We start from the raw sequence: 24,849 nt of genomic DNA, 5'->3' as shown, positions 1-24,849 counted from the left end.
TAAATGCCACAGATGAAGCTCTGGCGGCGACGGCCAGGACGAAGCGCAACATCGACTCATCCAAAGGAATCGTCATGCAGGACATAGACAACACGATCTACGACCGCATCTCCGCCACGTGGTGGGATGAAGACGGCTTCATGTCCTTGCTGCGCACTTCGGTCAATCCGCCACGGTCTGCGTACTTCCGCAAGGTGCTGATCGAGCGCCTGCATCGAGACCCCCATGAACTGCGCGTTCTTGATGTCGGGTGTGGCGGAGGACTCTTGTCGGAACAGTTTGCCGGTATGGGCTGTGACGTTACCGGCATCGATCTGTCGGCACCGACGCTGATGGCGGCTCGCCGGCATGCGGAGGCATCGGGCTTGTCCATCCGCTATCTCGAAGGCAGCGCCGATCGGCTGGACTTCGAGTCCGGGACATTCGACGTCGTTTGCTGCTGCGATGTACTCGAGCACGTCGATAGTCCCGATGCCGTTGTGCGCGAGATATCCCGCGTGCTCAAACCCGGCGGTGTTTTCTTCTTCGACACCATCAATCGCACCTTCAGAAGCAAGCTTGTCGCGATCAAATTCGCGCAGGACTGGCGTCTGACCCGACTCATTCCACGCGATGTCCATGTCTGGGAGAAATTCATCCGGCCGCAGGAACTGACTCATCTCCTGGACCGCCACGGCATGCCGGAATTCGAGCTCGCCGGGCTCTCGCCCGCAATGAACCCATTGATTGCTCTGAGTGCGCTGATCCGGAACAAACTGGGAAGGATGAGCTTTGCCGAACTGGGCGCACGGATCAAACTCAAGCAGAGCAGCGATCTCTCCATTTCCTATATGGGCTTTGCCTTGCGTCCATCATGTAAGGTCGACTGATCTCCTGGAGATGGGCCACTCCCTAAACATCTTCAATTACTGAAGCCCCTCGGCAGCGAGCGCCTTCTGCACGGACGGGCGCTCGCGAACGCGCTCATACCATGCCTTCAGATGTTGCAGCCCATCAAAGTGGATATCCGCCTTGTAATAAGACTTCAGCCACGACGCCTGCCCCCAACCGGTCAGGGCGAATAAATAGGCATCGGCGACAGTGAAGGTGTCACCCATCAGATACGGGCGATCGGCCAACTGCTCATCGATCCAGCCGAAGCGCTTCTCCAGCTTGGGCCTGGCGGTGTCCACATACTTGCCTGCAAGCACCGCGTAGAGGAGCGGGATAAAGCCCTTGTGGATTTCGGAAGTCAGGAAGTTCAACCACTCCTGCAGGCGGTAGCGTTCCATGCTGCCGTTGACCGGCGCTAGGCCCAGCTCGGGCTTTCGATCGGCCAGGTATTGCACGATGACAGGCCCCTCGCGCAGGGTCGTGCCGTCGTCGAGCTCGAGGAGCGGGACATAGCCCAAGGCATTGAGCCGATAGTAGTCGTCTCCCGACTCGGTCGTGTGTTGCTTGTGGTCCATCTTGACCAGTGTCACGTCGATACCCAGCTCATTGAGCACGATATGAGGGGAAAGCGAACACGCGGCCGGCATGTAGTGAAGCTTCATTACGATCTCCAGAAAACAGAATGCACCACGGCTTCCATGGCGAAAGCGACTCTGTGCAGTCTAGATCGCAGGTATAAAAAAAGAAGAAGGCACACTATTGTTAGCTAGGTACACAAATTATACTTGTGCCGCTCACAGGGAGCCCTGCCTTGAAAGACAATGTATCCGGCTGCTCCGTCGAAGAGGCCATGCGCTTGCTGGGTGGTCGCTGGCGCTTGCTGCTGGTCTCGTATCTGATCGATGGGCCGAAACGATTCAATGACCTTCGACGGGACATCCCGGCAATTTCCCAGCGGATGTTGACTCTTGATCTGCGAGCACTGGAAGAAGCCGGTCTTCTGAAGCGCACCGTGTTTCCTACCGTGCCCGTCAAGGTGGAGTATGAGCTCACTGCCGATGGCAGGCGCCTCGAACCTGTTGTCGAGGTCATGAAGCAGTTCGGGTTGTGGGTAAAGGCGCGTGCGTCGAGCCCCGGCTTCCCGGTTGCGACCCGGAGTAACGGCGATGGTGACGAATGATCGATCTCAATGATCTTTACTATTTCGCCACACTGGCCGAACGCGGCAGCTTCACCGCGGCGGCCGATGCCATCGGTATTCCCAAAGGCACGCTGAGCCGGCGACTGAAGGCGCTGGAAGATCAGCTGGGCCTGCGCCTGATCGACCGCACGACGCGCCGCTTTGCGCTGACCGAGGCCGGCGAAAAGCTCTATCACTACGCACGTATCGCGGTACAGCAGGCAGAGCTCGCCGAAGGGCATCTACGCAGCCTGATGGGCGTGCCCACCGGCCGCATCCGGATGACGTGTCCCCAAGGCATGCTCCGTTCGCTGCTGACACCGTTGATCGTCCAGTTCATGGAGCACCACCCCGGCGTCAGCGTCGATGTCGTAGCGAGCAGCCGCTACGTGGATCTGATTGCCGAAGGTTTCGACATGGGCCTGCGATCGCACGAAGGCGAACTTACCGATTCGTCGCTGATCGCGCGTCGACTGGCGACACTGCAGATCGCACTGGTCGCCAGCCCTGCCTACATCGGCAACCGTTCGATATCGAGCCTCGACGATATCCACGGCCTCGACGGGTTGCATATGGATACGCGCAATGGCCCATCCACCTGGACGCTGCACGGGCCGGACAATCAACAATCCACCGTCCTGCTTCGGCACCGGCTGGGCTCGGACGATATCTTCCTGCTCAAGGCAGCTGCTGTCGCGGGACAAGGCGTGGCCATCCTGCCGCTTGACGCCTGTCTCGACGAACTGGCCCAGGGCAGCCTGATTCGCGTGCTTCCCGGCTGGGAAGTCTCCCGCCGAACCCTCAGCCTGATCCTGCCCGCATCGAAGGGACTGATGCCAGCCGTCCGTCTGCTGGCCGACTATCTGGTGGAACGCGTGCCGGCGATCGTCGAAGGCGCGGCCGGCCGCTAGCTTGGCGCCGGCGATTGTTTCGCTGGCGTAACAATCCTTTTCACTGTCCCGGCTTAATCGACGTGCCGCCAGTGTCTAACCTGCGCCTCCATCGAGAGCGCATTCGCGCTTCCGGATTCCCGAGGAGCCACATCATGAACCGTTCTTCTTCACTCAAACCGCTGGCCGCCACGTTCGCCATGCTGTTCGCACTCAGCGGCAGCGTCACCACCAGTACCGCTATGGCCGCGCCATCCGTGAGCGCCACCCGCACGGTCGACAACAACCTGCGCACGCTCTCCCGCAACGATACCGTCCTGCTGCTGGTCGATCACCAGATCGGCTTGCTGACCGGCATACGCGATATGCCCGTGGCCGATCTGAAGCACAACGTCGTGGCGCTGGCCAAGGCCGCACGCGCGATGGGCGTTCCCGTCATCGTGACCGCCACCATGCCCGACGGCATGTGGGGCCCGACCATTCCCGAGCTCACCGATGCGCTACCCGGCGTGACCGTCATCAGTCGTACGTCCATCAACGCCTGGGACGATCCGAACGTGGTGGCGGCGATCAAGAAGACCGGCCGCAAGCAGTTGCTGATCGCAGGCACGTCGCTGGAAGTCTGCGCTACGCTGCCCGCGCTCTCCGCCAAGGCTGAAGGCTACGACACACGCGTCGTGCTCGATGCATCCGGAACCTTCAACGAAGCCAAGCGCACGGCAGGCATCGAACGCTTGGCGCGAGCCGATATTCCCTTGACCGACTACGCCGGCGCGGCTGTCGAAATGCTCAAGGACAATGCCGATCCGCAAGCTGGCGCCGTCTACGGTGCACTGGATATTCCATTTGCCACCCTGGTGGGCCAGTTGGAGGCCGCCAAGCGCGGCAAGTGATCTTCGATCGTATGGCGGTACCGGCACCGCCGACCAAGCCACCTGTTACCAGGATATCCATCATGCATTCCCAACTCCCTGCCTTGCGCATCGTCGACAGTCACGACATGCGCATCGGCGATGGTTTCGAGGCCAAACATTTCAACGAATCGATGTTCGACGGGCTATTGGATCCCGTCGTGATGGTCGATCACTTCCATATGACCTCGCCGACATTCGCGCCACATCCGCACGCGGGTATCTCGGCGGTGACCTATATGTTCGAGGACTCCACCGGACCCCATGTCAATTACGACTCCCTGGGTAATCACGGACCGATCAGGCCCGGCGACCTGCACTGGTTTGTCGCCGGACGCGGGGCCGTTCATACGGAACAGCCCGAGGGAAAAGGCGACCACGTTCATGCGCTGCAGATTTTCGTCAATCTGCCCGCGCGCCTGAAGTTCTGCGAGCCGTATGCAGTGCGCCTGGATGCTGCCGACGTCCCTGCCTACGAAGCACCCGGAACAAGAGTCCGCGTAGTCGCAGGTCAGTGGCAAGGGTTCTCGTCGCCCGTTACGCTACCGACGCCGTTCCTGCTGCTCGACGGCTTTCTGGAGCACCGAGCGAAGATCAGTCACACGGTGCCGGAAGACTGGCACGCGACGATCCTCGTCGTGCAAGGCACATTGCATGTCATCGATCAGACGGGCCACCGTACGCTGACGACGGGCCAAGCCTTGGCCGTATCCGGAGCCGCCGAACTGGAACTCGCAGGGGACGGCACAGGTACCCATATTGCCTTGCTTTCAGGCCCCGCACTGCGGGAACCCATCGCCAAGCATGGCCCCTTCGTCATGAACACCCAGGCGGAACTCATCGATCGCATCCGCGCCTATGAAGCCGGCGAGCTCGGTCATGTCGATCTTGTTGCTCCATAGCATCCTGACCGCGGTGACTTCAGCGGATTCTCTTTATACACCCTCAACGATCCGAACATCGCGCTCCGCAGCTCCCACAAGGTACTGCACCGCTGCCTGATACTCGGGGTTGCGATAAGCGACGTCGGCAGCTTCGAGACTGTCGAACTCGACAATCGCTACGCGCTGCGCCATGCCGGACTCATAGGTGAAACCTGGCACACCCACTGCAAGCACCCTGCCCCCTAGTTCCCGGATCACCGGTCCAGCCGCCGCTGCGTATCTGTCGATACCAGCCTGGTCTGAAACCGATCGAAATGTCATGACCCAATAACCATTCGCCATTACTCACCTCACAAGGGCGGATATCGCCTTGAAATAATCTGTAAAAACGCAAGCATCACCAAACGGCTGATGCCATAAAGTCAAACTTCGAGCAGATGCTGCGCTTGTACAGGCAAGTAATGAATAGCCGTTGTCCGGCAGCCACTTTTCCGCAAGATGCAAGAATGCATCAGATCAGGAGTGGCGTTAGCTGCAACAATCCGCGGCTGGAGTCGCACCTGCACAACACTACGCAGCATCGACATTCAGAATGTCGCTGACAAAATCGATAAACGCACGGACCTTCGCCGCACGGTGCAGACGTGACGGAAAGATCGCATACAGCGGAAAACGTTCGTCCGACCAGCCTGGAAACAGTTCGATCAGCCGGCCGCTGCGCAACAACTGCTCACAACCGATCTCCATCACCTGCGCGATGCCGAAACCAGCTTCGCAAGCCGCCAGCAGCGTGCCCGAGTCCGACGTCAGCAACCGCCCTTTCACACGCAGCGTCAGTACCTCTTTCTTGCGCTGCATCTCCCATGGGTAGGGTTTACCGTTCGCCGCGTCGTAGAAGTCGATGCAGTCTCGTTTTTCGATGTCCCTCGGATGCGCAGGCTTGCCGTGCGCCTTGATATAGGCAGGCGAGGCAACCGTGATAACGCGCGTTTCAGTGAGCTTGCGTGCAACAAACGACCCTACCGGCGGCTCGCCGAAGCGCAGCGCGAGATCGAAGCCATCTGCCACCAGATCACCCACCGAATCGCGCATGATCAGTTCGACAAACAACTCCGGGTAGCGCGAGAGGAATTTCGCCAGATGCTTCGCCAGCACGATCCGGGAAAAATACGGGTCGATATTGACGCGTAGCTTCCCTCGAACCTTGCTCGCCGAACCGGCAGCCTCGATCGCGGCTTCCTGGATACCGGCAAGGTGCGGTCCAACCTGTTCGTAGAAGCGCCGCCCCTCGTCGGTCAACGAAAGCGTACGTGTCGTGCGCGCGAGCAGACGCGCACCTACGCGTTGCTCCAGGCGCGCCAGCATGCGGCTCACACCCGAAGGAGACACCCCCAGCGCTTCGGCCGCGCGCGCAATGGTGCCCGCCTCTACCACCGCGAACAGCACGGAAAGATCGGAGAAAAGCTTGCTATCGATCGCCATGGCAATTCCTGACTAAAAATCACGACTGAAAGACCATAAGCGATATTGAAGCATGAGCCGGTCAGGAAGATAGTCCCCGCACAGAAGTTTTGCTCGAAGCTCATCCGCCTTCTGCTAAGGCACCAGCGTGGCGGCGGCAACCAGTCACAGATAGAAGGAAAACGCTTATGTATGCGATCACAGGTATTACCGGACAGGTAGGCGGTGCGCTTGCGCGCACCCTGCTCGCTATCGGCCAACCCGTCCGCGCCGTCTTGCGCAATCTCGACAAGGCACGCGAATGGGAAGCCCTCGGCTGCGAGATCGCACTCGCCAGCATGAACGACGCATCCGCGCTGGCCGCCGCATTCGAAGGGGCCGAAGGCGTATTCATCCTGCCGCCATCGGAGTTCGATCCGGAGCCGGACTTCCCCGAGGCACGTGCGGTTATCGATACCGTGATGACCGCGATCGAATGGGCAAAGCCGCGCAAGGTGGTCTGCCTGTCGACGATAGGCGCGCAGGCAACGCAGACAAATCTGCTCACACAGCGCACGCTGATGGAACAGGCGCTGTCGAAGTCGACCGTCCCGGTTACCTTCCTCCGTCCCGCCTGGTTCATGGAGAACTTTGCCTGGGACGTGGAACAGGCGCGCGCCGAGGGAGTCATCGCGAGTTTCCTGCAGCCGCTGGACAAGCCCGTACCGATGATCGCGACAGCCGACGTAGGTCGTGTTGCCGCCAGCCTGCTCCAACAGGACTGGAAAGGTCATCGCATCGTCGAGCTCGAAGCCAGCCAACGCGTTTCGCCCAATGATGCGGCAGCGGCTTTTTCCAAGGTACTCGATCGACCGGTGACGGCGCAGATCGTGCCGCGCGACACTTGGGCCGAACTGTTCACGGCGCAGGGCATGAAGAATCCGCAGCCACGCATACGCATGCTCGACGGCTTCAACGAAGGCTGGATCGCATTCGAGGGTGCCGACGACGCCGTCGTGAAGGGCGAGACATCGCTCGAAGCGGTGCTGCGCGTACTCGCCAAGGCAGCCGCGTAACTGAACTCGCTCCTATCTCGCAGTGGAACGCTGAGTGGCTGCCCAAGCCGTAGAGATGACCACGCCGGTGATTAACGCCCCTGACTCAAAGCAGCAGCCACATCTGGTAATAACTTTCCTGTTACGGGGTCGATCACACCGTTGAAACAGGTGCCTTTGATGCCTCGGCTGATATTGAAGGTCGTGGCATCGCACATGGGCGATTTTCCGGCGGAATCATAGGAGTAATACAGCAGATAGCCGATATTGATTGGGCTTGGCATCGAACGAAGATGCTGAACGACCTGATTCTGAAATGCCTCGATCACCTCAGCTCGCGTCATCGGCCCAAAACGATGCTCGGGATCGGCCTTGTTGAGATCGAGCGTCGCGTTACCGCGCTTTGCCGGCTGGAAATACCACCGATGGCTCGACCAGAACGCAGAGGCCGCCTCATTCCACTCGGTAATCCATATGGCTTTTTGCCGGCCATGCGGAAAGGTGGCCGCCTGGCTGGTCAGTTGTGCCGTTGCCTGGGTAACCATGCCGAGGGTCGTATCGGATGATGGATAGATGTGCGTGCCATACCCGTCGACCAGGCTGGTGTAGTCGAATGACTTTCCCGTTTTATCCTTGAAATTTGCCAAGGCAGCGATAAGCGGGGCCGAGTTGCCGCTCGGGTTGGACATACCGAAGGTGATGAGCCTGGTATGCGGAAAGTATTCCCTGGCCACCCTGGCGAAGGTAGCCAGAAACGGGGCATAGCCTGCGGCAAAAGTGTGTACCTGTTCGGCGGTCAGAAACCACTTCCACTGGTGCGCCGCAAATTCCGATGTCTTGGGCATGTCCGCGTCGTTGCAGTAGAGGTCGAGTTCGTTGCCGATCTCGAAGGCGTCGACAGACTCGCCCGCTTGCTTGACCGCTTCAAGATGCGCGCGCAGGTGCTGCTCGAATTTGGACAGGTCGATCTTGCTTAGCGGAAACGTACCCCACTGGCAGCCACTTGCCGCGGGGCTTAGGTGATCTTTGGGGTCGAAGTCGCTTGCACTGGCCCCGACAACGGCAAGTACCTTGATGCCACGAGCATGCATTTGTCGAACCATGTCGACGAACAACTGAATATCCTGCGGCGTATCCCCGCCAAACCCATCCCGAAACCATTGTGGATGAAGCTTGGCTATGCCATCGAATACGGCGATTCGTCGTGCCTCGAAAACACCGTTGCCGTTGTACGGCCCATTGAAAGGATAGACATTCGGCTCGGCGGGCGGCGAAAGCGTCCATTCGGTGCTCATGTTTGAGCGGTCGATGCCTGTTTCCAGCTTCGGAAGGGCCGTGGCGTCGAACGCTTGGCCGGAAAGGGCTGTGAACGACAACGCCACGCCCAGACATAGCCGCGATAGGCAACGCGGTGAAATGCTCATCCAACGCCTCTCGTGAATACCTGGCGACATGCGATCGTCAAGGTGAGTATGACGCCATACCATAGCGCGCGGAGGTCGCCCCGACGACAAGTCATGCACTGAAACATCAGTGTCACACGCGAGCATTGGCGGCTGGGTCGTGTCGTCGACGTTGCGCTTACTTCAAAGATCTTCCTGCTCGTCATCCCTGCGCAGGCCGGGATCCAGTGGCTTCGATTTGCGGCTTTCGCGTGCGCCGGGGTGACGACGGGAGCTGAGGCTTTTAAGGTTCGCTCGGGATGAGCCTTTCCGGATCGATAACCACATATCGCATCCGTTTTCGCTCCCACGTATAGAGAACATGGACCAAGCCATCTCGGGTTTGAATAACTGCGGGATAGGAGTACTCGTTGCCTGGCTTATCTTCGAGCGTGAGCACCCTGCGCCATCGCATGCCGTCTTCGCTCACGGCAATCGCCAATGTGCCGCGGCCATCCCACCATTGTCGGCCGGGCAAGTCGGGGTTATAGACCAGCAGATAACGACCGTCGGCAAGCGACACCGCATCGATACCGGCATTGGGGTTGTCTATATCCAGCAGGCGTAGTGGCGACCAATGACGCCCACCATCCGACGACAGGCTCTGAAAGAGCTTGCCCTGGCGGGTCCGTCCAATCGCCTCGATATCGCCATGCGGCCGAACGAGCAGGCTCGGTTGAATGGCGTCGATGCCATGAGACGGTACGTCGCCACTGGTCGACCATGTCTTGCCATCGTCGCTGGAACGCTCGACATGAATATGCCAGCCGCCGTGCTCCGTACTCGACGGGCTGACGATACTCCCATCGGCCAGCTGGATCGGCTTGTTCTTGGTCGGACCGAGTATTCCCGGTGGCAAACGCCACGGCTGCGACCAATGCGCGCCGACATCGTCGGACGTCATGACCATGCCCCACCAATGCTCCGGGTCCGGACCGACCTTGTAGAAGAGCATGAGCGTGCCGGTGGCGGATTGAAAAAGTACCGGGTTCCACGTCGGTAGCCGCGAACCGTCCGCTTGACGTCCGTTAGCGACTTCGCGTGGCGACGACCAACGTCCCGCGATATGCCGCGCAACCCAGATGCCGACGCTCGGATCGCGCTCCTGCTTGCCGCCGAACCAGGCAGCAACAAGCCCCTGCTTCGTTTCCACAATCGTGCCCGCATGACTTTGTGCGGTGGGCGCGGGATCGGCGATAAACTCGCTCGCGACGATAGGCGAGGCGTTGCCGCCGACGGCCGAAATCGACACCGCGGCAAGCAGCATGAAACCCAGGCGAATACACCGTTTTATCGCCGGAATATAGATCGAAAAATGCATTGACATGGCCACGGACGCTGCCCTTTAATGTATTTTCATTTTGGCCATCTTTACGTCTATTTGTAATTCTTTGGAAGGGAACGCATGAAACGAGTAGCTCGAACCATCCTCGGCGCGGCACTGGCTTGTGCGCTTTTTTCCAGTGCCGTTTTTGGTCAGAGCTCGGCGGACATCAAGCCGTCGCCGCAGCAAACCCACTGGCAGGACCTCGAGTTCGGCGTCATCGTGCATTTCGGCACCAACACCTTTCTCGATCGCGAGTGGGGAGACGGCACCGCCGACCCCAAGGTGTTCAATCCGGACCATGTGGACCCCGCGCAGTGGGCGCGTGCAAGTCGCGCCGCCGGCGCCCGCTATATGGTCATGGTGGCCAAGCATCACGATGGCTTCGCGCTTTTCCCCACCGCCGGGAGCAATTACTCGGTCAAGAACAGCCCCTGGATGCAGGGCAAGGGTGATGTGGTTCGCATGGCCGCCGATGCAGCTCGCGCCGAGGGCCTGGAGTTCGGCGTGTATCTTTCGCCCTGGGACAGGCATGAGCCGCGCTACGCTGTACAACCCGAAGGTTACGACGCCTACTACATGGCGCAGATGGAGGAGCTGACGCAGCACTACGGCCCGCTGGTCGAGTGGTGGCTGGACGGCGCAGGCAGCGCCGGACACGTCTACAACTTCACCCGCTACCTCGAAACCCTGCGCACGTATCAACCCAACACGATGGTGTTCGCCGACGCGGGCCTTCTCGAGTACGGCGATATTCGCTGGGTGGGCCAGGAGGACGGCTACATCCGCGGCGAAAACTGGAATGTGCTCGATCGCCATGGCTACCTGCGCTGGCGGCCGGTGGAGGTCGACACGCCGTTGCACGATCTGCACTGGTTCTGGCACCCCAACGACGAAGGCACGCTCAAGAGCGTCGACAAGCTGGTCGATACCTGGGAAAACAGCGTGGGGCGCGGCGGCCAGTTGATGCTCGGTATCGCGCCGGATCGTCACGGACGTCTGCCAGATGCCGATGTCGCCCGGCTGGAGGCATTCGGCAAGGCGTTGCAGGAGCGTTACGGCGACGCGCATAACCTCGCTCGCCATCATGTCGCCACCGACGACAATACCGAAGCCGCGCTCGACGGCAACAAGGATACGTTCTGGTCGGCGCCCGCCGGATCGCGACACGCCACGATCGAAGTGGACTTCGGTCACGCCGTCACCTTCGACCGCGTGCTGAGCATGGAATGGCTCGATGACGGACAGCACGTTCGCAAGTATGCGATCGAGATTTTCGACGGCAAGGCTTGGCGGGCCGTGGCTGGCGCGGAAGCCATCGGGCACATGAAGATCGACACCTTCCCGAAAGTCACCGCCCAGCGCGTGCGGCTGAATATCCTGTCCAGCGTTGGCGAGGCGGCGATCCGGGAGTTCCAGGTATTCAACGTCGAAGCCCGACCGTCACGCTAACGAGGTATCGATGTCGGCGCGCGGGCGATCGTCGTGCGATCGCCCGAAGTCGAGATTGGGCTTGGCCCCCATGGTGAAAACCAGATGCCCGCCCCGTGCGAGTTCGCCATGGGGAATCCAGCTGCGGGTCCAGGGCCGTCCCTGCCAGGTGATCGACTGAATATAAGGCTTGCCAGGCCCATTATTCAGCGCCTGTATGCGCAAGAGTTGTCCGCTGCCCGCATCGATCGTGACATCGTCAAAGAGCGGGCTGCCGAAGACATAGTTGCCGCCCACGGGATCGACCGCGTAGATGCCCAGCGCGCTCATGACATACCACGCGCTCATCTGGCCGCAATCCTCGTTACCGGCTAAACCATCGGGCGCGGCGTGGTATTGACCCTCCAGCAGACGGCGAACGCGCGCCTGCGTCTTGTGATGCGCGCCGACGTACGCGTAAAGGTAGGCAATGTGATGGCTGGGCTCATTGCCGTGCGCATACTGCCCGACCAATCCCGCGATATCCGGCGGCGCATCCGGCGGCAGCTCGGAGCTCGTGTTGAACAGCTCATCGAGCCGCGCCTCGAACGCTTCGTCACCACCGAACATCCGGATATAGCCGGTGACGTCATGCTGATTGAGAAACGTAGCCTGCCAGGCATTGCTTTCGGTGAAGTCGCGCCAGCGCGAACTGTGCCCCATGCCGCGCGGATCGAACGGCTCCGCCCATTCGCCATTGGCCAATCGAGGACGTATGAACTGCGTCGCCTTGTCGAAAAGATGCCGGTAGTTCTGCGACCGTCGACGCAACGCCATGGCTTCGGAGGTAGCGCCCGTAGCCGCCGCTATCGCGGCAACCGCCCAGTCGTCATAGGCATACTCGAGCGTCTTGCTGGCGGCCTCATCCACCTGATCGCTGGGAATGAACCCCATTGCGCGGTACTTCGCAAGGCCACGATAGTCGTCATCCATGGCACGCTGACGAAACAGCGGCCACGCCTTGGCAATCTCAGGGCCGCCCAATCCCTTCACGCAGGCTTCGGCCACGACGACCGCCGAGTGATAGCCCGTCATGCAGCCCGTTTCCACACCCTGCAACGGCCATACCGGCACACCATTAGGGCTTTCTTCGCCCATGCGGATCAAGCCGGACACCAGATCCGGTACGCGCGCAGGCTGCAGCAAGGTCAACATGGGGTGCAGCGCGCGATATGTATCCCACAGCGAATAGGTGCTGTAGTTGTGCGAGCCTTCGGGCAGGCGATGCACATCGAGATCCATGCCGCGGTAACGCCCATCGACATCGTCGAACAGGGTGGGCGCCAGCAGGCTGTGGTACAGCGACGTATAGAAAATGCGCTTGGCCGCCGTGTTCGTCGTTTCGACATGCACACGCGACAACTCGGTATTCCATGCCTCCGCCGCGCGTGCACGATAGCCATCGAAATCCCAGCCCGGCATCTCCTGCTCGAGATTGCGCAAAGCGCCATCGATATCCACCGCCGACAACCCGACCTTGATCAACAGCGGCTCGGCATGGGCATCGGGATAGCGCAGGACCGCTTTCAAATGTGCACCCTCGATGCGTGTCCCACCGGCCGCCGCATCGTCGCTATACAGCGTCGCGTCGGCGAATGGTCGTGATAGTTTCATCGCGAAATAAACATAGCGCCCATCAGCCCACTGATGGACACGCCGTCCGCCCACCAGCGTGTCGTTACCTGCCAGCGCGAGACTGGCGTCGGTGACTCGGGTCGGCACGCCCGGCTTGTCCTGCATGCCGTGCGCAAAATCGATCAGCACATGACCGGGCGCATCGCTGCCGAACGTATAGCGATGTATGCCCGCGCGAAGGCTTGCGGTCAGTTCGGCGGTGATGTCGGTGTCACTGAGCAACACCCGGTAGTAACCCGGCTCCGCGGACTGCGACTGATAGCGCGATCGATAGCCGCTCTCCGGGTGTTCGAGCGAACCAGGACTCAGCTGCACCGGGCCCGTACGCGGCATGACCAGCACATCCAGCATGTCGCCAATGCCGGTCCCCGAGAGGTGGGTGTGCGAGAACCCCATGATCGAGCTGTCGCTGGCGTGATACCCCGAGCAGGAATCCCATACCGCGTTATAGGTATCCGGACCCAGCTGGACCATGCCGAACGGCAGCGCCGCGCCGGGATAGGTATGACCGTGCCCACCGGTGCCGATGAACACATCGACGTACTGCGATGGCGCCAGTGGCATCGCAGTCGCACGCTTGCCAGCGCCTCTCTTGGCTAAGGCCGTACCGCCAAGCTCCGCACGTGCGAGCAATGTTCCGGCCATGGCGGCCTGCAGAAACCGTCGTCGTGTCACCATGCAACGCCCCTTAGTCTGAAGTCCTTGATTTTGAAGTGCCTGAGTTCAGCGGGGCAGATCGGCATGCCCGGCGATCGTGAAGGTCTCCGGCACCTGCGCCGCCTCCGGCTGTTTGCCACCGATAAAAAGTTGATAGCGGCCCGCCCGCACCGCGCGCACGCCATCGGCATCGACCAGGCTCAGCGCTCGCGGATCGAGATGAAAATGCACCATGCGATCCCGGCCCGCAGCCAATCCCACGCGCTGAAAAGCCACCAGCGCACGGCGCGGCGCATCGGGCGCATCGGGATACGCCAGATAAACCTGCACCACCTCATCGCCATCGCGCGAACCGGCATTGCGCAGCCGGACGTCTATATCCAGCGAGTCACCCGCCTTGATCTGCGTGCTCGACAATGTCGGCGCGCCATAGTTGAACGTGGTGAAACTCATGCCGTCGCCGAAGGCGTAAAGCGGGTCGCCGCTGAAGTAGCGATATGTCCGCCCTTTCATGCCGTAGTCGACGAAGGGCGGCAGGTCGCCCGCATCACGATAGAACGTCACGGGCAGACGCCCGCCGGGATTCATCGTGCCGGCCAGGGTCTGCGCTATCGCCGTGCCGCCCTGCTCGCCCGGATACCAGGCCACCAGGATCGCGTCAGCATGTTCCTTGGCCCAGTTCATCGCCACTGCACTGCCGCTCATCAGAACGACAATCACCGGCTTGCCGCTGGCGGCTACCGTCTCGAGCAGACGCTGCTGGGTCGCAGGCAAGCCGATGTCCGTGCGGTCGCCACCCAGAAAGCCTGGAACGTCGACCTTGAGCTCCTCGCCTTCGAGATCGGGCGACAATCCCACAAAGGCAACAACGGCATCCGCGCCGTCGACCGCGTCGCGAGCCTCCGCCAGCTGCGCATCCGCTGGCGCGATCCATTGCAAGTGGATCCCTTGATCTTGCCCGCTGTGCTGCCACTCCAGCCGAATCGGGTGTGGCCGCGTATTGTCGATATGCACGACGGCGGCTGGCGGTTGATCGTTGCCATCGGTGGAGGCAACAAGCCGATCGTCCAGATAGAGACGCACCGGATCGTGCCCGTGGCAGTCGAAGCAACGGTCGACATGCGCGACGAGCGTGTAGTCTCCTGGCCCCGGCGGAATCAGCTGACCAGTCCAGCGCGCCGCATAGTCGTCGACATCCAACGACGGCAGCGGCGCGACATGGTCGACGTCCCTATCCACCGTGGCATCGATACGCGTAACCGATGGCTTGCCGGACATGTCGCTGCGACGAAAATACTCGCCCTTCAGACCAGCCTCGCCATCGCGCCGGCCGGTTCGCAATGCAGTCGCCGGAATCGGCACGGGCACGCCTTGCGCAAGCGACGATCCTTGCGCGTAGCGGATATTCGCTTCGCCAAACTGAGCCCGCAATCCGGCCAGCGGTGTCACGGGCGAGCGTGCCGTACCGTGATAGTTGGCTTCCAGTATGGCCAGCGAGTCGGCATTGGGCCCGATCACGGCGAGCCGGCTGCCTGGCTTCAAGGGAAGCGTGTTTCGCTCGTTCTTCAGCAGGACCATCGCTTCCCTGGCGGCACGCAGAGCGAGAGAACGATCATTCGCCTCATTGTCGTGTGACGCCGTCGAACGGCTATCGAACAAACCCAGGCGATATCGCGCGGCAAACAACCGGGTGACCGCGGTGTCGATATCGTGTTCGTCGACCCGGCCATCGGCCAATGCCGCACGCAGCCCGGCATAGGCCACGCCACAATTGAGATCGGTACCGGCACGCAGGGCGCTGGCTGCCGATCCGGCATTGTCTTGACGGAAGTGATGAAACGCCGTCATGTCGTCTACCGCATCGCAGTCGGAAACGACATAACCACGGAAACCCCAGTCGTTGCGTAGCCGCTGCCCAAGCAGCCAAGGCAAGGCACACACCGGTGTCCCTTGAATGGCGTTGTAGGCACACATGATCGACCCGGCGTGTGCATCGACAACGGCGGCACGAAAGGCCGGCAGGTAGGTGTCTTCCAGATCGTGCGGCGAAACGTCGACGTCGAAGCCGTGGCGTCCGGGCTCTGGCCCGCTGTGCACGGCGAAGTGTTTTGGTGTCGCAATGACTGTCGGATGCTCGGGATCGCCACCTTGCAGGCCACCGATAAAGGCCTTGGCAAGCTCTGCGGTCAGGCGTGGGTCTTCTCCGTACGTCTCCTGGCCTCGCCCCCAGCGCGGATCGCGAAAGATATTGATGTTGGGCGACCAGATCGTCAGGCCGTTGTAGCGGGCATGGTCCTCGTGCATGCCGGTGGCGACGAACTTGGCTCGCGCCTGCGTCGCGATGACATCGCCAACGGCATGCAACAGATCCGTATCCCAGCTGGCCGCCAACCCGATCGCCTGCGGAAAGACCGTGGCGTAACCGTGGCGCGCCAGTCCATGCAGCCCTTCGCTCCACCAGTCATAGGCTGGTATATGCAGCCGCGGAATGGCAGGAGCCGTGCTCTGCAGCTGCGCTATTTTTTCGTCCGGCGTCATCTGCGCCACGAGGTGCGCAGCCTTCTGGTCGGCATCATCCGTTGTGGTCGCCGTCGCCGTTGCGCATAGCATCGATAGCAGCATCGTGCCGAGTATCGATGCGTATGAACCGATCTTGTGGCGCGCCCTTTTGCTCATCAGGGGGTCTCGGGCGATGTCGGATGGGGACCGAAAGATATCCGACCCGGCGCCGCCAACGCGCCACGAATCGGCGCGGTCGAGAGTACGCAAAGATCATGCACACCTGCGCGGCCGGACAAGGCCGCGCTCGCCCGAAATGGTGTTCCCGGCTCCGCCTTCCCAGGCAAGGGCAGCGAGGCCAGTAACGGACCATCGCAACGGTCCAGATGGATCTCGAACTCTCCATTCGCCGTCCGCGAGGCACGGGAAACGACCTTGACCGCATCGTGCGCCAAGCCGTAGTTGCGGGCGAGCCACGCTCCATCGATGACAACCGATGCGATGCCGTCCAGACGCACCTTGCGTACCTGCCAGCAGGCATTCATCACATCGACGTTATAGACGGGCGCGGGCGCGGTCGCATCGGGCAATAGCGGCACCCGCAAGCCCAGATCGCCATGGGGACAGCCCGCAAGATGCGCGCTATCGAAACTCGCCAGACTGCTCCTGTCGATACGTTGCGTACGCGCCTCGGCCAACGGCTTCCCATCGGCGGTAAACGGTATTGCCGTAACGGTGACGGGCAAAGGCAGATCGACAGGCTGACGATAGTCCGGCGAAGCAGGCCCGGGCGTGGAACCGTCCGTGGTGTACCGAAGCGTGGCTACCGGCGTCTGCGTGGACAACGTGACACGCACCTTGTCGTTCGACGATGCATCGGCCTGCCCTTCGATGTCCACGGCGAACGCGCTATCGGCGTAGCGAAGACCTAACAGGCGGTAACGGCCGAACTGCGCCGGAAGACGTTCGACAAAACTGCCAAAGTCGCGCTCCCCCAACGGCGTCCACACCGCCTCGGCGAGTGCGTCCATGCGCGGAAACACCGCGTGCTGAATCTGCCAGGGCGCGGTCAGGTACTCCGTCCACACATTCGCCTGCGCACCGAGAACATGTTTGGACTGTTCCGCGGGAATCTGCGGCGGCATCGCTTCGAATTTATAGACGTCGGCCAGGCGTTGAACCCCTAGCCGGCCTGACGGCTCGTCGCTGCGATGGCTCTGCAGATTGTCGAAGTAAAGGGTGGGCGCCGGCGACAACACGACGTCATGCCCCATACGTGCCGCATCGATGGCGCCCTGGATGCCGCGCCATGACATCACGGAAGCCGAGGGCGGCAGGCCACCTTCGAGAATTTCGTCCCAACCGATCAGACGCCGGCCATGCTGGGTGAGATAAACACCCATGCGCTCGATAAACCAGGTTTGCAGCGCCTTCTCGTCCTTGATGCCCAGCGCCCGCATGCGCGCCTGCACCGCCGGCGAGGCTTGCCATTGATCCTTGATCGCCTCGTCACCGCCGACGTGGATGAAGGTCGATGGGAAAAGCTCCATGACTTCGTCCAGCACGTTGTGCAGGAAGGTGATCGTATGTTCGTCGACGTTGAACAGATACGGGTTGACACCCCAGTCGATGGAAACCGCGGGGCGCTCGCCGGTCACGCCGATGTCGGGATACGCCGCAACCGCCGCCTGGGCGTGCCCGGGCATGTCGATTTCCGGAACGACCGTAATGTGTCGAGCCGCGGCGTATGCGACGACATCGCGCACCTGTGCCTGCGTGTAGTAACCGCCATAGGTCGCCGCCGCGGACTCGCTGAGCGGTCCCGGAGGTTTACGCCAGGCGCCGATCTCGGTCAGCTTGGGATAGCGTCGGATCTGCAGGCGCCATCCCTGGTCGTCAGTGAGATGCCAATGAAAGACGTTGAGCTTGTGCTGTGCCATGGCATCGAGGACGACCTTGATATCGTCCGGCGACTGAAAATGGCGCGCGGAGTCGAGCATGAGCCCGCGCCAGGCAAAGCGTGGCCAGTCCGCCACATGCAGCAGGGGTAAGGACACGGCGCCTTTGGCGGTATCGGGCGTCAGCAATTGCCACGCGCTGATCGCCCCGTAGAAGAGTCCGGCGGCATCGCGCGAAACAATACGTACCCCATCGGCATCGACATCGAGGACATAACCTTCCGCTTGCGTAACCGCCGCATGAGCGTCACTGCGCAATACGATGCCGCCATGGCTCGCCGATGTCGCATCCTCGCGAATGGCAAGCCGCAAGCCTCGCGTGCGCGCCAACAGATCGGCAAGGTAATGCGCCGCGTCTGCAGCAGCCGTATCGTCTGGCGCGATATGAATCGTCGTGGTCGAGTCGACGACATAGCTGCCCTGCCCCACACGAACTTGGGCGGGCTGAGGAATCAACGGTGGGAGCGCAGCGTATGCACTCCCGCCCAGAGCCAACAGGCAGGCCATGATCACTGCCCGCGTTGCCGGCATACGAGAGCTACCTGACCGCATCGGGCAAAGCCTCCCAGACTTTCGGATCCTCCGCGCCGAGCACCCAGGCGCAGAACCCCTGCAGGTCATACTGCTTGACTACGTCATAGCGATCGCGAAAAGCGCGTGCGTCTGGCAAAAACACCCATTCGCGCATCTGGTCGCGGTAGAAGTAGAACCACGATTCGTGTTCGACCAGGTCCCACTGCATGGTGACGTTGAACTGCTTGGCCAGCGGAAAGGATTCATCGGCGTCGATATAGTTGGCCGAAATATTCGAACTTTCCTTGCCGTCCTCGCGCACCGGGTTGCCGGTAAACCAGTGATAGCCATACAGGCCGATGCCGAGCGAAAGCTTTTCCTTGGGCACGACCTTGAGCGCGTACTCCAGGTTCTCCATCACCCATGGCATGCCCGCCACCGGGCCCGGCGTGGTCCAACGCGTGTGCTGGTCATAGGTCATCAGGCAAACCAGGTCGAGCACCTGGCCAAGCGCCTTGAGATCATAGGCACCACGCCAGTATTCCCACATCCATTTGCCGAACGGCCCCCGCCCTGCATAACCCGGCGCATTGGGCACCACCGCCATCGAAAGTTTCAGACCGTGCTTATGTAGCGCCTCGGCCGTCTGGCGTGTCATCAGCGTCAAGGCATCGCGATCGGTCCACGCGATATTCTCGAAGTCGAACTGGAAGCCGATGAAGCCGTACAGCTTGGCCTGCAAGATCATGCCGTCGATCATCGTCTTCTTGGCCGTTTCGCTGGCGAGCAGGTCGTGGAACTTCTTGCGATCGCCACCGGCCGAAATGATCGGCATGACCGGCAGGCGATGCGCCTTGGCCAGACCCAGCACATACGTATTGGGCGCGCCGGAAACCAGCCCGTTCTCGTCCACGCCGAACCAGGTCGGAACGAGCACGTCGATTTTATCGATGTGCGCCTCGAACGAATTGATCGATTTCTGCGTCTCGATCATGTAGAAGAGCGCGCTCGGTGCTTTCGCGAACACGCCGAACGGCAACATGCCCAAGCAGGCAATCAGCATCAAAAGACATCGTTTCATGGAGCGGCCTTGAGCGAGGTCGGCGAGGACAGCGTGATGCGATAGACATAGGCATCCGTCCCGACGGGGTGAGCAGGGAGACGCAGGTGCAGGCCTTTCGCGTCCTGGGTAAAGGGAACGACGCTGCCGTCGCCCACGAGCTCGATGCGCGTCACCTTGTCGGCCGGCTTGATCGAGTGAATCGTCGCCGCAGCAGTCATCGGCCAACCCAGCTCGATCGCGTAGAGCTTGCCGTTGCCGGTCGTGAAGCGGAAATCCTGCGGCGTATAAGCCTTGGTCTTGGTGTCCTGGAAGGTCCCGCTCGCGACTTCGGTCGGCCCCTCGCCATAGGTACGCCACGGCTTGCTGCCGTAGATCGCCTCGCCATTGACCTTCAACCAGCGTCCAATGCTTTTCAACGTATCCTGCGCGGCCTGCGGGATCGTACCGTCGGCGCGCGGCCCGACATTGAGCATCAGATTGCCGTTCTTGCTGACCACGTCGACCAGCAGATGAATGATGAAGGTCGGCGACTTGTACGTATCGTGATCGATATATCCCCACGATTCGTTGCTGATCGAGGTATCGGTCTGCCAGTGCGTCGGATGGATGCCTGGAAGCTGGCCGCGTTCGATATCGAGCGTACCCGCGCCTTCCGGAAAATCGCCAAGCTTGTAGTTGACCACCACGCCGTCACGCTTTGCCCCTTCGTTGTAGTAATACGAAAGCAAGGTCGGCAAGGTGTTGCGGAAGGTCGGGTGCCCGATCCACCAGTCGAAATAGATGATGTCCGGGTGGTAGTCGTCGATCAGCTCCGCGGTGCGTGCCAGCCAATCGTCCAGCCATGCTTGCGAAACGTAGGTCCAGTCCGCTGCCAGGTTCTGATCATCCTTGCTCAGATGGGCCACCGCAGGGCCATAGAGTTCGGCATTGCGCGGATCGTTCACGTCCGAGTCGAAGCGGCGGCCGCCGTCGAAGAACCAGTCGTGCTCGGCGCGATGGGACGAGACGCCGAAACGCATGCCCTGCGCGCGCACCGCTTTTTCCAGCTGCCCGATGACATCGCGGTGCGGGCCTTTCTTCACCGCCGTCCAGTCCGACAGCGCGGAGTCGTACATGGCGAACCCGTCATGGTGCTCGGCAACCGGCACGACGTAGCGAGCGCCCGCATCGTGAAATAGTTGCGCCCACGCATTGGGGTCGAAGTGCTCGGCCTTGAACAGCGGAACGAGGTCCTTGTAGCCGAAGGTCGACTGCGGGCCATAGGTCGCCACATGATGGGCGAACTCCTTGGTCCCTTGTTGATACATATTGCGCGAATACCACTCGCTGCCGAACGCGGGCACGGAATAGACGCCCCAATGGATAAAGATGCCGAACTTGGCATCGTCGTACCACGCAGGCGAGCGATATTGCTGCAACGATGTCCAGTCGCTTCGGAAGGGACCCTGACCGGCACCTTGCGCCACGCGCTCGAGAATCGCCTTGCGTTGCGGCGCGAACTTGGCGCTTGCCTGCTGCCAAGCGGCATCCTGTGCCGCGGGAGATAGCTTGTCGGCGGTCGGCGCAGTCGCCGACTGGGCCATCGCCAAACCGCCGAGCAACGAGCTCACTGTGAGAGCAGCACAAGCAAGAGTTCGTCGCATCACGTTTGAATATCCTGGCTTGGAGGGAGTTAGGTGCTGCCGATGCTCAAAGGACGGATGTTCGAGAAGCCATAGTCGCCGGTTGTATCACCTGCGCGCATTTCGCCGGGTAAAAATAACGGTGCCTGAAAAAAAACCGGCGCAAAACACGTCTGTTTGCGCCGGGTGGAGCAACAAAGCTTGTACCTCTGTCATGGGCGGACAACGCATCACTTGTGCGATTGCCAGGTCGCGGCGCCCAGAACCCCTAGCTGTCCGTGTTCGACGACGAATACCGGCGTGTTCATCAGAAACGAGCGCATCACGCCCTTGTCCAGAAACCGTTCCATAAAGGATCCGGCCCGCAGCACGCTCGCCAGCTGCGCGAGAAATCCGCCGGCCAGGCAAACGCCACCACTGGCACCGAACGCCACGGCAACGTCGCCGCAAAATGCGCCGAGCCAACGGCAGAAAAAATCCACCGCTTCCACGGCGAAAGGGTCCGTGCCCGCGAGTGCCGCCGCGCTGATCGCGCTCGGGTCGGACAAGGGGGTGGAACATCCACGCACCACGCCAAGCGCGCGATAAAGTCGAAGCAGACCCGGACCGCTCAGTACGTGCTCGTAGGCTACATAGCCATCCTCCGGGCCAAGCTCGGCACGAATGGCCTGCTCCACGCCCGGCCGGGCAGCGAGTTCCATCTGCCCCGCCTCGCTATGCAGTACCCGCACCGGCGTTCCCGGTAACCACAACGCCGCGCCAAGGCCGGTACCTGGACCGACCACGGCGATAGGGCCATGCGGGTCGGAGATACCTTCGGCAATCATCGTCATGTGTTGGCGATCGATATGGCCGATGGCATGCGCAAACGCTTCAAAGTCGTTGAGCACCGCCACCGTGGTGAAACCGCCCTCTATCCGAAGTATTTCCGGGATCACCGGCCAGGCAAGGTTGTCGTTGATGACGGCCCCCTGCTCCATATAGCCGGCGCAGGCGAGCACCAGGGCGCACGAGTGAACATGATGAGTGCGACGAAAGCTGGACAGGATGTCGCTCAGTGATGGATACGCCACACAACGATATGTCTCATACGCAAGAATGACGGGTGGCTCCGCCGCATCGCCGGCCGCGACAAGCCCCACGCGCGCATGCGTACCACCCAGGTCGACGGCCAGGAAAAGCGAATCCACGCGTTGGCGCCGATCTCCGGTCAGGACCGGAACGTGTGCTGCACCTTCCAGCGATCGATCGATTTGCACTGGACCCCACTCCACATCCGACAACGTTGTCATCGCTAGCACCCCCGTGCCATGAGCATCCCGGCGCCAACTGTTCATTGGCGAATTCATTATTCACTGGTGTTGCATTGTACGCAATAGGCCGTATAAAAGGCTCTATTACTGTGCTGCGACGCAGCATATCGTTGCTCATATGTAAACGTGGTTTTCATACCTGTACAGCGAGTATCATTGCTTAGGGGTGCGACGGCGGCCACGGACCGCCTGACCCATAGCGGTCATTTTTTGTCCGCAGGACAAAACTCGGGAGCATTGATGTCGCTGCAGCCAGAAGGTCAGGACCAGACGAAACCGTCGCCAAGGCGAGGCCTCGGGCTGTCGTCCCTCGCGTTTGGTGGCGCCCCGGTCGGAAACCTCTACGCGAACGTGGACGAGACCGGCGCACTGGCGGCCATCGCCCATGCCTGGCATGGCGGCATCCGGCACTTCGACACCGCGCCCTACTACGGCTACGGCCTGAGCGAGACCCGGATCGGCGCCGCACTCCAGGGCGTGGAACGCAGTACCTATACGCTCTCCACCAAGGTGGGACGCCTGATCGATGTCGATGCAGGTCGCCGCGATCGCAGCGATGGCTTTGCCGTCGATGGACAACGCGTTCATTTCGATTACAGCCGTGACGGCGTGCTACGCAGTCTGGAAACCAGCATCCGGCGACTACGCACGGATCGCATCGATATTCTGCTGCTGCACGACATCGGCGCCCTGACGCATGGCGCGCGGCACGCGGATGTACTTGCGCAAGCCCTGGACGAGGCGTTGCCGGCCATGGCCGAACTGCGCGACCAGGGTGTCGTTGGCGCCATCGGCATCGGCGTCAACGAGGAAGCCATCTGCCTTGAAATCATGCAACGCTTCCCGCTCGACGCCATCATGCTGGCGGGCCGCTACACCCTCTTCGAACAGGACCACAGCCGTGCCGTCATGGCACGCGCCGAGGCCGACGACGTCGCCGTGCTGATCGCCGGCCCGTACAACTCCGGCCTGCTCGGTTCGGAGAACGGTCCGGGAGATACGTATGACTATGTCCCGGCAACGCCCGAAGTCAAAGCGCGCGCGCAACGCTTTTATGACGTGTGCCGTCATACAGGGACACAGGTCGGCGCGGCCGCACTGCAATTCCCCGCGGCCCATCCGGCAGTCGCCAGCGTGGTGTGCGGGCTGCGTTCCATCGCCGAGGTCGACAGCGCGCTCGATCGAATGCGTGCAGCCGTGCCCGCCGCGACATGGAAGGCGCTGAAAGACGAAGGTCTGCTCACGCCCGAGGTGCCGACACCGTGATCATTGACGCGCATCGCCACTACTGGGATCCATCGCGACTCGAATATGGCTGGCTGGCACATGCGCCGGCCACGCTGCAACGCGCCTTTCTGCCGGGCGACTTGAACTCGTCGGATGCCTGCATTCTTGTGCAGGCGGCGCCCGACGAACGCGAAACACTTTGTCTGTTCGACCTCGCCCGGCGTACCCAAGGTGTGCTCGGCGTTGTCGGATGGGTCGACATGGCATCGGACGATGCGTCCGAGCGCATCGCCTGGCTCGCAGCGCAAGGTCAGGGCCTCCTGTGCGGCATTCGACCGATGGTCCAGGACATCCCCGATACCGAATGGCTGGCCAGGCCATCGCTGGATCGCGCTTTCGACTGCCTGCGCGATCACCACCTTGTCTTTGATGCACTGGTCGATGAGCGGCACCTTCGCGCGCTGTCACAGCGTCTGACCAGACATCCCGGGTTGCTTACCGTTGTCGACCACGCTGCCAAGCCGAACATTGCCGGCCGACACTTCGCCGCCTGGTCCGGCGCTATCGCGCGCATCGCGCAGCTGCCTGATGTTGCCTGCAAGTTCTCCGGCCTGCTGACGCTGACCGGTGCTGACGAAGATGGCTCCGCCATCGAACCCTACGCCGCGCACATATTCGAGAGCTTCGGCGGCGAGCGTGTGATCTGGGGCAGCGATTGGCCGGTACTGACGACGCACGCCTCTTACCAGCAATGGAAAGACCGCGCGCACAACTTGACCCAACGCTTTGCCGCGCGCCACGAAGCGGCGGTATTCGGCGGCAACGCCGCGACCATCTACTCACTCGCCGGACGCCTACCGGCAAACGACGTATCGGGAAACCTGTCATGAATA

The 24,849-nt window shown here is 61.3% G+C and carries 20 protein-coding genes; 9 read left to right on the top strand and 11 right to left on the bottom strand.

Translation table 11 applies throughout. From position 1 onward, the window contains the following. The first annotated feature begins 140 nt into the window (after nt 1-140). Nucleotides 141-869, top strand: a complete 729-nt coding sequence (gene ubiG, locus QMG46_RS14830; RefSeq protein WP_281848601.1) for a bifunctional 2-polyprenyl-6-hydroxyphenol methylase/3-demethylubiquinol 3-O-methyltransferase UbiG — start codon at nt 141-143, stop codon at nt 867-869. A 36-nt stretch (nt 870-905) separates the two neighbouring features. Here ubiG and gstA read toward each other — a convergent pair whose 3' ends face one another. Next, entirely contained in the window at nt 906-1,535 is a 630-nt protein-coding gene (gene gstA, locus QMG46_RS14825) for a glutathione transferase GstA (RefSeq protein ID WP_281848600.1), read from the bottom strand. Between the two features lie 149 nt (nt 1,536-1,684). Between gstA and QMG46_RS14820 the strand changes: the two genes are divergently transcribed. The 4 genes from QMG46_RS14820 to QMG46_RS14805 all read left to right on the top strand — a co-directional run bounded on the left by QMG46_RS14820 (nt 1,685) and on the right by QMG46_RS14805 (nt 4,756). After that, nucleotides 1,685-2,053, top strand: a complete 369-nt coding sequence (locus QMG46_RS14820) for a winged helix-turn-helix transcriptional regulator (protein ID WP_281848599.1) — start codon at nt 1,685-1,687, stop codon at nt 2,051-2,053. Next, nucleotides 2,050-2,964 carry a LysR substrate-binding domain-containing protein gene (locus QMG46_RS14815; RefSeq protein ID WP_281848598.1) on the top strand — a complete coding sequence of 305 codons (915 nt, stop codon included), beginning with the start codon at nt 2,050-2,052 and terminating at the stop codon, nt 2,962-2,964. Before QMG46_RS14820 ends, QMG46_RS14815 begins: the two co-directional genes overlap by 4 nt. A gap of 134 nt (nt 2,965-3,098) precedes the next feature. After that, complete coding sequence (locus QMG46_RS14810) at nt 3,099-3,836, top strand: isochorismatase family protein (RefSeq protein ID WP_281848597.1); 738 nt, start codon at nt 3,099-3,101, stop codon at nt 3,834-3,836. A 62-nt stretch (nt 3,837-3,898) separates the two neighbouring features. Continuing rightward, nucleotides 3,899-4,756, top strand: a complete 858-nt coding sequence (locus QMG46_RS14805) for a pirin family protein (protein ID WP_281848596.1) — start codon at nt 3,899-3,901, stop codon at nt 4,754-4,756. Nucleotides 4,757-4,789: 33 nt separating this feature from the next. Here QMG46_RS14805 and QMG46_RS14800 read toward each other — a convergent pair whose 3' ends face one another. Both QMG46_RS14800 and QMG46_RS14795 read right to left on the bottom strand, forming a co-directional pair. Further along, nucleotides 4,790-5,059 carry a DUF1330 domain-containing protein gene (locus QMG46_RS14800; RefSeq protein WP_281848595.1) on the bottom strand — a complete coding sequence of 90 codons (270 nt, stop codon included), beginning with the start codon at nt 5,057-5,059 and terminating at the stop codon, nt 4,790-4,792. A 249-nt stretch (nt 5,060-5,308) separates the two neighbouring features. Next, nucleotides 5,309-6,220, bottom strand: coding sequence for a LysR family transcriptional regulator (locus tag QMG46_RS14795; protein ID WP_281848594.1), 912 nt, complete (start codon nt 6,218-6,220; stop codon nt 5,309-5,311). Nucleotides 6,221-6,387: 167 nt separating this feature from the next. On the opposite strand from QMG46_RS14795, the gene QMG46_RS14790 reads away from it, so the two are divergent. Beyond that, complete coding sequence (locus tag QMG46_RS14790) at nt 6,388-7,254, top strand: NmrA family NAD(P)-binding protein (protein WP_281848593.1); 867 nt, start codon at nt 6,388-6,390, stop codon at nt 7,252-7,254. 71 nt (nt 7,255-7,325) lie between these two features. Here QMG46_RS14790 and QMG46_RS14785 read toward each other — a convergent pair whose 3' ends face one another. Together QMG46_RS14785 and QMG46_RS14780 are read right to left on the bottom strand one after the other, a co-directional pair. Then, a complete protein-coding gene (locus QMG46_RS14785; protein WP_281848592.1) occupies nt 7,326-8,657 on the bottom strand; it encodes a hypothetical protein in 1,332 nt (443 codons plus the stop codon). A 262-nt stretch (nt 8,658-8,919) separates the two neighbouring features. Further along, nucleotides 8,920-9,942, bottom strand: coding sequence for a sialidase family protein (locus QMG46_RS14780; RefSeq protein WP_281852905.1), 1,023 nt, complete (start codon nt 9,940-9,942; stop codon nt 8,920-8,922). Nucleotides 9,943-10,080: 138 nt separating this feature from the next. Here QMG46_RS14780 and QMG46_RS14775 point away from each other — a divergent pair, with 138 nt between their 5' ends. After that, the gene (locus QMG46_RS14775; RefSeq protein WP_281848591.1) at nt 10,081-11,451 is read left to right on the top strand and encodes an alpha-L-fucosidase; all 1,371 of its coding nucleotides are present in this window, start codon (nt 10,081-10,083) and stop codon (nt 11,449-11,451) included. Here QMG46_RS14775 and QMG46_RS14770 read toward each other — a convergent pair. The 6 genes from QMG46_RS14770 to QMG46_RS14745 all read right to left on the bottom strand — a co-directional run bounded on the left by QMG46_RS14770 (nt 11,443) and on the right by QMG46_RS14745 (nt 22,675). After that, nucleotides 11,443-13,782 carry a GH92 family glycosyl hydrolase gene (locus tag QMG46_RS14770; protein WP_281848590.1) on the bottom strand — a complete coding sequence of 780 codons (2,340 nt, stop codon included), beginning with the start codon at nt 13,780-13,782 and terminating at the stop codon, nt 11,443-11,445. The two genes, QMG46_RS14775 and QMG46_RS14770, sit on opposite strands and share 9 nt — an antisense overlap. Nucleotides 13,783-13,827: 45 nt before the next feature. Next, entirely contained in the window at nt 13,828-16,383 is a 2,556-nt protein-coding gene (locus QMG46_RS14765) for a glycoside hydrolase family 3 C-terminal domain-containing protein (RefSeq protein WP_281852904.1), read from the bottom strand. Nucleotides 16,384-16,436: 53 nt separating this feature from the next. Continuing rightward, nucleotides 16,437-18,749: a family 20 glycosylhydrolase gene (locus QMG46_RS14760; protein ID WP_345781770.1), complete on the bottom strand. Its 2,313-nt coding sequence runs from the start codon at nt 18,747-18,749 to the stop codon at nt 16,437-16,439. A 7-nt stretch (nt 18,750-18,756) separates the two neighbouring features. Further along, on the bottom strand, nt 18,757-19,812 hold the full coding sequence (locus tag QMG46_RS14755) for a glycosyl hydrolase family 18 protein (protein ID WP_281848588.1): 1,056 nt from the start codon (nt 19,810-19,812) through the stop codon (nt 18,757-18,759). Further along, the gene (locus tag QMG46_RS14750) at nt 19,809-21,377 is read right to left on the bottom strand and encodes an alpha-L-fucosidase (RefSeq protein ID WP_281852903.1); all 1,569 of its coding nucleotides are present in this window, start codon (nt 21,375-21,377) and stop codon (nt 19,809-19,811) included. Before QMG46_RS14750 ends, QMG46_RS14755 begins: the two co-directional genes overlap by 4 nt. Before the next feature lie 269 nt (nt 21,378-21,646). After that, complete coding sequence (locus QMG46_RS14745; protein ID WP_281848587.1) at nt 21,647-22,675, bottom strand: glucokinase; 1,029 nt, start codon at nt 22,673-22,675, stop codon at nt 21,647-21,649. 294 nt (nt 22,676-22,969) lie between these two features. Between QMG46_RS14745 and QMG46_RS14740 the strand changes: the two genes are divergently transcribed. Together QMG46_RS14740 and QMG46_RS14735 are read left to right on the top strand one after the other, a co-directional pair. Beyond that, a complete protein-coding gene (locus QMG46_RS14740) occupies nt 22,970-23,995 on the top strand; it encodes an aldo/keto reductase (RefSeq protein ID WP_281848586.1) in 1,026 nt (341 codons plus the stop codon). Further along, nucleotides 23,992-24,846, top strand: a complete 855-nt coding sequence (locus QMG46_RS14735) for an amidohydrolase family protein (protein WP_281848585.1) — start codon at nt 23,992-23,994, stop codon at nt 24,844-24,846. The genes QMG46_RS14740 and QMG46_RS14735 overlap by 4 nt, the downstream gene beginning before the upstream one ends. Nucleotides 24,847-24,849 lie beyond the last annotated feature (3 nt).

The sequence above is a fragment of the Dyella sp. GSA-30 genome, assembly GCF_027924605.1.
Taxonomy (GTDB): Bacteria; Pseudomonadota; Gammaproteobacteria; order Xanthomonadales; family Rhodanobacteraceae; genus GSA-30.
Note: the sequence above shows the minus strand (reverse complement) of the source record. Positions and strands in the feature narration are given on the sequence as shown.